The sequence below is a fragment of the Spiroplasma endosymbiont of Lariophagus distinguendus genome, from assembly GCF_023846195.1.
Taxonomy (GTDB): Bacteria; Bacillota_I; Bacilli_A; order Mycoplasmatales; family VBWQ01; genus Spiroplasma_E.
In genome coordinates, this window is sequence record NZ_JALMUW010000048.1 from 1 (window position 1) to 7,746 (window position 7,746).

General features: G+C 24.7%; 9 protein-coding genes and 1 pseudogene. 5 read left to right on the forward strand and 5 right to left on the reverse strand.

The window, feature by feature from the left end; genetic code table 4:
• The first annotated feature begins 177 nt into the window (after positions 1-177).
• Together M0D11_RS04485 and M0D11_RS04490 are read left to right on the forward strand one after the other, a co-directional pair.
• The gene (locus M0D11_RS04485; protein WP_252320477.1) at positions 178-495 is read left to right on the forward strand and encodes a PTS sugar transporter subunit IIB; all 318 of its coding nucleotides are present in this window, start codon (positions 178-180) and stop codon (positions 493-495) included.
• A 4-nt stretch (positions 496-499) separates the two neighbouring features.
• Positions 500-847, forward strand: coding sequence for a PTS sugar transporter subunit IIA (locus tag M0D11_RS04490; protein WP_252320479.1), 348 nt, complete (start codon positions 500-502; stop codon positions 845-847).
• Positions 848-884: 37 nt separating this feature from the next.
• Here M0D11_RS04490 and M0D11_RS04495 read toward each other — a convergent pair whose 3' ends face one another.
• Genes M0D11_RS04495 through M0D11_RS04505 form a run of 3 tightly spaced genes read right to left on the reverse strand, consistent with a single transcriptional unit; the run spans position 885 to position 1,840 of the window.
• Positions 885-1,022 (reverse strand): hypothetical protein, encoded by a 138-nt coding sequence (locus M0D11_RS04495; protein ID WP_252320481.1) that lies wholly within the window; start codon positions 1,020-1,022, stop codon positions 885-887.
• A 44-nt stretch (positions 1,023-1,066) separates the two neighbouring features.
• Positions 1,067-1,657, reverse strand: a complete 591-nt coding sequence (locus tag M0D11_RS04500; protein WP_252320483.1) for a hypothetical protein — start codon at positions 1,655-1,657, stop codon at positions 1,067-1,069.
• Positions 1,658-1,675: 18 nt separating this feature from the next.
• Complete coding sequence (locus tag M0D11_RS04505) at positions 1,676-1,840, reverse strand: hypothetical protein (RefSeq protein WP_252320485.1); 165 nt, start codon at positions 1,838-1,840, stop codon at positions 1,676-1,678.
• A 313-nt stretch (positions 1,841-2,153) separates the two neighbouring features.
• Between M0D11_RS04505 and uvrB the strand changes: the two genes are divergently transcribed.
• From uvrB to M0D11_RS07550, 3 genes and pseudogenes are all read left to right on the forward strand, one after another.
• On the forward strand, positions 2,154-4,139 hold the full coding sequence (gene uvrB / locus M0D11_RS04510) for an excinuclease ABC subunit UvrB (protein ID WP_252320487.1): 1,986 nt from the start codon (positions 2,154-2,156) through the stop codon (positions 4,137-4,139).
• Between the two features lie 17 nt (positions 4,140-4,156).
• Positions 4,157-4,867 (forward strand): CatB-related O-acetyltransferase, encoded by a 711-nt coding sequence (locus tag M0D11_RS07035; RefSeq protein ID WP_438811370.1) that lies wholly within the window; start codon positions 4,157-4,159, stop codon positions 4,865-4,867.
• A gap of 8 nt (positions 4,868-4,875) precedes the next feature.
• A pseudogene (locus tag M0D11_RS07550) lies at positions 4,876-5,250 on the forward strand (methylated-DNA--[protein]-cysteine S-methyltransferase); the annotation flags it as partial.
• A 46-nt stretch (positions 5,251-5,296) separates the two neighbouring features.
• On the opposite strand, the gene M0D11_RS04525 reads toward M0D11_RS07550, so the two are convergent.
• Positions 5,297-6,655: an APC family permease gene (locus tag M0D11_RS04525; protein ID WP_252320492.1), complete on the reverse strand. Its 1,359-nt coding sequence runs from the start codon at positions 6,653-6,655 to the stop codon at positions 5,297-5,299.
• Positions 6,656-6,670: 15 nt separating this feature from the next.
• Complete coding sequence (locus M0D11_RS04530; RefSeq protein WP_252320494.1) at positions 6,671-7,300, reverse strand: alpha/beta hydrolase; 630 nt, start codon at positions 7,298-7,300, stop codon at positions 6,671-6,673.
• Between the last annotated feature and the right edge of the window lie 446 nt (positions 7,301-7,746).

Here is a 7,746-nt window from a genome sequence, read left to right on the forward strand (position 1 = left end):
GTATTATGAATTTTACACAATAGTAATCAAAGTTACAATATATATTAGTAATATATTTTTTAATCTTTAGTTAAAAGTTATATTTTTTTATAACCATTAAAATTCAAATTTAAAAATATCAATGTATAATATTCTTAGTTATGTATATTTGATTTTTGTTTATTAGGAGGAAAATAGATGATAAAGATATTACTTACGTGTTCAGCTGGTATGAGCACTTTAAGACTAGAAGCAAATATGAAAGAATATATTAAAGAGTTAAATTTAGATTATGAAGTGAAAGCATTAGGTGCTACTGAAGCGAAAGCATCTTTTGCTAAAGGTGAAAAATGGGATGTTGTTTTATTAGGACCACAAGTAAGTTATATGAAAAATGATTTTACTAATATTATTGGAAATGCTGCTCTTAATGTTATTCCAGCAGCAGTTTATGCGATGGTTCAAGGTAAAGAAACGTTAGAATTAGCAATGAGTTTGTTAGAAATTAAAAAATAATACTATGAGCATTAAAGAAAAAGAGAAAAGTAATAATATTGATTTTGAAAAAATTTCACTTGAAATAATTTCTTCTGCCGGAAAAGCAAAATCTTTAGCAATAGAAGCAATTACTCTCGCTAAGGAAGGACAATTTGAAACAGCATTAAAAATGATTGATGAAGCAAATGATAATATTACTAAAGCTTTGCAATCACATATGAGCGTCATTGTTGAAGAAGGTAAAGGTTATCAATTATCTTTTTCAGTGTTGTTTATGCATTCTGAAGATCATTTGTTAACAACACAAATGATGATTGAAATTAGTAAAGAATTTATTAATTTATATCAATTTATAAACAGAAAAAAATAAAAATAGGCATTTGCCTATTTTTATTTAAAGTATAAAATTAATCTTTTGGTTTTTTTTCAAAATCTTCTCCATCTTTTTCTAATCCTTTAATTGGACAAAGTAGAGGATAATTTTCTTTACAATAATCACAATGTCATTTTTTCTTTTTGAAAATTTCTTTAAATTTTTTAAACATTATATTTTTTCTCTCTTTCTTATTATTTTTTTTGTAAGTATATTTTATTCTTGTTCAAGTTCTGTTCATGAGCCAGTAGTGTTAGTTACTACTTTTCATCCTGTATTACTATTTTCGAATTTAGTTTTTAATTGATTAAAATTCTCAATAATTTTTTCAGATAAAGTATATAAATCTTCGTTTGAAATATAACCTTTTCAACCACTTGCATCTCATTCGGGAAATCTAGAAATAATATTAAAAATTTCAGTTATATTTTTATTAGTATTTAAAATTTTTTGTCATTCATATCGACTTAATGCAATTTTTAAAGTATCATGTCATAAAAATTTATAATATTTTTCTATTATATTTTTATCGTGAGTATTTGGTGAAAATTGTGGCTTTTTACTAAACAAACTTCCAAAATAGTAACATAGTTCAACTCCGTATGTATTGTATCCACGTATACTAGTTAAATAATTAAGAACATTCATTAACATTTTTGATAATTTATATATATTAGGTTTTGGTCAATTATTTCCTTGATAAGGAAATTTTATGGTATCGTAGTATATTTTTTCTCTTAATTTTTCAAGGTCATTTAAAGAAAAAAGTTTAAATCAACTATCTAAAGTATTACTTTTTATATACACTAATGTTGCAGGACTTTTTTAATTTTCTTTTCAGACAGTACAAATTTCATCTTTTCCATCATATTTTATTGGTTCATTTTTTGAAATATTTGTAGTTTTAATTTCGGTGTTTAAAATAGAATTTAAGTTTCCAATTGATGATGAAACTGTTAAAAGACTTACTGCTGTTAATAGTGTTTTCATAATCATTCCTCCTTTTTAGTTTTTTTTACTTTATATAAAAATTATTTTAATTATCTGTTTAAAATTTTACTATATTCTAAGTAAAATAAAATATAAACGATAATAAGTCAATTTTAAACATTGGATTTATTTGATAACTAAACTTTAAATTTTTTAAGAAATTTATTATAATTTTTTATACTTATAAAAATCAAAAAATAAGTATAGTATTTATATTGTTTTATAATAATTTTAATTATATAAAAGTTTTATTATTATTTTATTTAAAATAATATGGTATTGTATATAGAATGTTTTAAAGGAATATAAAGTTATGTTTAAATTAAAAGCGCCTTATAAACCAACAGGTGATCAACCTGAAGCAATTAGAAAATTAGTAGTAGCTATTAAAAATAATATTAAATACCAAGTATTATTAGGAGCCACTGGTACGGGTAAAACTTTTACAATGGCCAATGTTATTGTGCAAGTGCAAAAACCAACTTTAATTTTAGTACATAATAAAACATTAGCTATGCAATTATATGGAGAATTGAAAACTTTTTTTCCTGAAAATCGCGTTGAATATTTTGTCTCATATTTTGATTTTTATCAACCCGAGGCATATTTACCAAAAACCGATACTTATATTGATAAAAATTCTAAACAAAATCAAGAAATTGAAATGTTAAGATTAAGTGCTTTAAATGGTTTATCTATTAGTAAAGATGTTATTGTTGTAGCATCAGTAGCAGCAATTTATGGTGAACAAGAACCAACAGCATATAAAGATAACTTTTTTGAATTGAGAAAAGGACAAAAAATTAATAGAAAAGATTTATTATTAAGACTAATTAAAAATGGATATGTACGTAATGATATTACATTAGAACCGGGTAGTTTTAGTGCAAAAGGTGATTTAATAAAGTTAGCTCCATCTTGAAATGATCAATTTTATTTAAGAATTAGTTTATTTGGTGATGAAATTGAAGAAATAGCACGTATTGATACATTAGGCGCTAATGTTTTAGAACGTTTTCCCTTTATTACAATTTTTCCTGCGCAAAATTATATTACTAGTAAAAGTCGTGTTGATCAGGCAGTTATTAAAATTACTGAAGAGTTAAAAATAACATTAGCACAACTAAGAAAAAATAATATGTTAGTAGAAGCGCAAAGATTAGAACAAAGAACAGAACACGATCTAGAGTCCTTAAAAGAATTTGGTATTTGTAGTGGTATTGAAAACTATTCTCGTCATTTAGAAAATAGAGAAGTGGGTTCAGCACCATATACTTTAATTGATTTTTTTCCAGATGATTTTTTAACAATTATTGATGAATCTCATATGACATTACCGCAAATTAGAGGAATGTATAATACTGATCGTAGCAGAAAAGAAACATTAGTAAAATATGGCTTTCGTTTACCTAGTGCTTTGGATAATCGTCCTTTAAATTTTAATGAATTTTCTAATAAGTTAAAGCAAGTTATTTATACTTCAGCAACTCCTGCTGATTATGAATTATCTTTAATTAAAAATGAAGTTGAACCCTTTAATGTACCAGTTCAACAAATTATTCGTCCCACGGGTTTATTAGATCCAACAATTGAAATTAAACCAACTAAAAATCAAATGGAAGATATTATTAATCAAATAAAATTACGAACAAAAAATAATGAAAGAGTATTTATTACTACTTTAACAATTAGAATGGCAGAAGAATTATCAAATTTTTTACAAGAACAAAAAATTAAAGTTGCTTATATTCATAATGAATTAAAAACATTAGAACGTACTAAAGTTTTGTTAGATTTAAGAAAAGGTGTTTTTGATGTTATTGTTGGTATTAATTTATTACGCGAAGGATTAGACGTACCAGAAGTGTCATTAATCTGTATTTTGGATGCTGATAAATCTGGTTTTTTACGTAATACTAAATCATTAATCCAAACTATTGGTCGTGCAGCACGAAATGTTAATGGTCATGTTATACTATATGGAGATATTAAGACAGAGGCAATGACACAAGCAATTGAAGAAACGCAAAGAAGAAGAGAAATTCAACTTGCTTATAATAAAAAACATAATATAGTACCAGTTACTGTTAAAAAACCGTTGAGTGAAATCGTAAGTACTAGAGAATTAGATGTTGATTTAAAAATTTTAAATTCAAGTAAAGGTAAAACAAAAATAGCTGCTAAAACAAAGATAATTGCTGATTTAAGAGTTGAAATGTTACAAGCAGCTAAAGATTTAAATTTTGAAAAGGCAGCTTCACTTCGTGATTTAATTTTGAATATTGAAAGTGAAAAATAAAGGAGTAAAATAAGTTGATCGATAAAATACAAAAAGGTATTTTGATAAGTCCAAATACTAAAATTAATCCTCATATACCAACAATATTTTTAATAAAAAATTATATTACTAAACCTAAAATTTTTATTGGTGATTATACTTATTATCATGATTTTAATGGTGAGCAAGCAGCTATTGATTTTGAAAATAAAAATATAATTTATCATTTTCCAAATATGATAGATGATGAATTAATTATTGGTAAATTTTGTTCAATTGCACAAGGTGTTTTATTTATAATGAATGGTGGCAATCATAATTATTGTGCAGTTTCAACATTTCCTTTACCATTATTTTATAAATCATTAAATTTATCAGAAGTTACAGAAAAAGATAAATTAGATAAATTTCCGATTAAATCACCAACAGTGATAGAAAATGATGTTTGAATTGGTCATGATGTGACAATCTTAAGAGGGGTAACTATTGGTAATGGGGCAGTAATTGCAGCTAAAAGTGTAGTTACAAAAAATGTGCCTCCTTATGCTATTGTTGGTGGTAATCCCGCTAAAATTATAAAATATCGTTTTTCTAAAAAAATAGTTCAAAAATTACAAAATATAAAATGGTGAGATTGATCTATTGAAAAGATTGTTGAAAATTCAGATTTGTTAAAACAAAATTTTGATAATAAAATATTACAAGAACTTGTAAAAGAAAGTAATAGTTTAAATAAAATAAAGGGGTAATAAAAAATATGAAAAAATATGGTTATTTAACTACTAAAATAGGTTTAATTGAAATCATAGTAGTTGCAGAACAAGTAGTAAAAGTTAGTTTTGTTAATACTCGTCAAGTTGCTAAGGATAGTAGTAATATAGTGGTAGTTAATTGCTTAAAACAACTAGCAATGTATTTTGATAAAAAATTAAGTGATTTTAACTTACCAATAGCTTTAAAAGGAACTCCTTTTCAAGAATTAGTATGGAGTAAAACTTGTACTATTCAATTTGGGACAACTTTAACTTATCAAGAATTAGCACAAAAGATAGGTTATCCAAAAGCAAGTAGGGCAGTGGGTTCAGCTTTAAGTAAAAATCCATTAGCAATTATTGTTCCTTGTCATCGTGTTGTTAATAAAAATAAGAATATTGTTAATTATCTTTATGGTGCTCATATTAAAAATTTTTTACGGACTTCTCCCCACAAGTACATGTGGGGAGAAGTCCGATTAGTGAATTTCATAATGCTCACATATTATTATTTTGTGTACCATAATAATACATTGCTAAAAATGATCCAACAATAGCAATTATTGCTCCTAAATAACCAATAATAATGAAAAAGTAAAATGAAAAATTATTAAAAATCTTTTGGTAGTCTGGATGTTTGCGCCTTAAAAAGATAATGACTGAATTAACAATTAATTTTAAAAAACTAATAGCAATAATAAAGTAATTAGTTACTTCATACAATTGATTTCATAAAATATAAATTAAAGCAGCAAATATTAATAGTAACATAGCAGCTCATGGCATATTAGTTCTTTTAGTTGTTTTTTGAAAAAATTTAAACAAATCTTTTTCTTCACTCATTTTAAAAATTAAACGTGATTGATAAAGTAGAAATGCATTTAGTGAACCAACAAATAATAAAATTGCTAGTCCTGAAAAAATATAAGCTAAAACACGAGGAATATTAGGATTATTGATAATAGCATAATATCAAACGTTACTAAATTCTTTATTTTTATCTAATCATGAAAGTGGTTCATTAATAGTTAACAAAGCAATTAATAGTATTAAATATAAAAAGATAATTAGTCCTGTTGCAACAATTAAAGCTCAAAGTACATTTTTTCTTGGATTTTCTACTTCTTCAGTAACATAAGTTATTGCTTCAATTCCTGAATAGGCAAATAGTGTCATTGTTGTTGCTGATAATAAAACATAAGTTGCAAGAAAAATTTTTGATAAATCTTTTTGAACTATTTCACTATTAAAGCTATCTGTATTGCCATAAATCATAGCAATAAATAAAACAAAAGTAATTGGTAATCCTTTTAAAATTGTAAAAATAATTTGTGTTTTTCCAGAACTATTTTTAATAAATATTTGGACTATATCTAATGCAAATAAAATTAAAATTCCAAATAATTTTATCAACCATTGGTTAGTAATATGAGCTAAAGTACCAATAATATTACCTAATGCTAAAGTAGCAGAAGCAACGGCAGTAGCACTAACCATTAAAACTAAAATCCATCCCAATCAAAACGAACAAGCCATTCAATTTGCTTTTTTTAATCAATAATAAGCACTTCCATTTCCTGGAAAAGAAATAGCAGTTTCTGCTAGTAATAACATTTCTGGCAAAATTAAAATACCGCCTAAAATTCAGGCACATATCATTAAAATCGGATTAAATCCACTTTGAAACGCTACTTGTCCAAATGAAATTAGTACTGATGATCCAACTGTGGCAGAAATTGCCATCATTAATATTACTCAAAACGAATACTTCTTTTTTAATTTCATGTCTTTTTCCTATCTCTATTTTTTTATTTCGTATGTATTGATAAAATTTTTTATTTTATTAATGTAAGTTTGATAAGCATTTGGTAAGGTTTCAATATGACCAATATTTTCCAAAAATAAATAATCATAATTTTTATAATGGAGTTTAACTTGATAATTATGAATGACATTAGCCATGAAAAATGGGACAAAATTATCTTTTTTACCGTGAATTAATAAAGTAGGAACTTGAAAACCTGTTTTGCTTTTTTTTAATAAATCATATTCTAAAATATTTGTATTTGTAAATTTTTGATATCTTTTGGCTAAACCATTACTAATTAATCATCAAGGTTTTTTATAACGGTATTGCATGACGTAACGAAATTGAACAAGTAGATTAGAGAATCCACAATCAGTAATTGCCCAGTTAATTAAATTGGTTACTTTATATTTAAATAAGTAATAATTAATTGTTGATGCACCCATACTATTACCAATTAAACCAATACTGCTAACTTGATAATTATCTTTTATTCAATTAATTAAACAATTAATATTTTCAGCACAAGTAAGACCAATGTCACTATATTGGCCATAAGTTTTACCGTGAGCAACACTATCAAAAGTTAAAATATTGTATCCTTCTTCATAAAATCATGACACTAATCTTAATGCTAAATATTTATTTTCTGTTCAACCATGAAAGCCAATAACTCATTTATCACTTTTCTTTTTTTGAATGACAGTTAGACAACTAATGTTTTGATTATTATCATTTTTAATGGTAAATTCTTGATAATTTTCTTTTTTTCAATCAATTGGATAGCCATATTTATTAAGATCTTTAATTTGACAATCATATTGATGATAATTAAAACTATTAATATCAACTGTTTGTTCGTTATTTATTTTAAATTTACCTTCTTTTTGATAAGAAAAGCAAAATTCTAAAAATTGTTTTTGATATTTTTTTGAATAAAAATAAACAAAAGGAAATAATAGAATAACTAATAAAATTTTGCTAAAAGAATAACAAAATTTTTTGATTCACAGACGTGTTGATTACTGTCATTTTTTAAGCCTTTTCTAAACTACTAAACTACTAATTA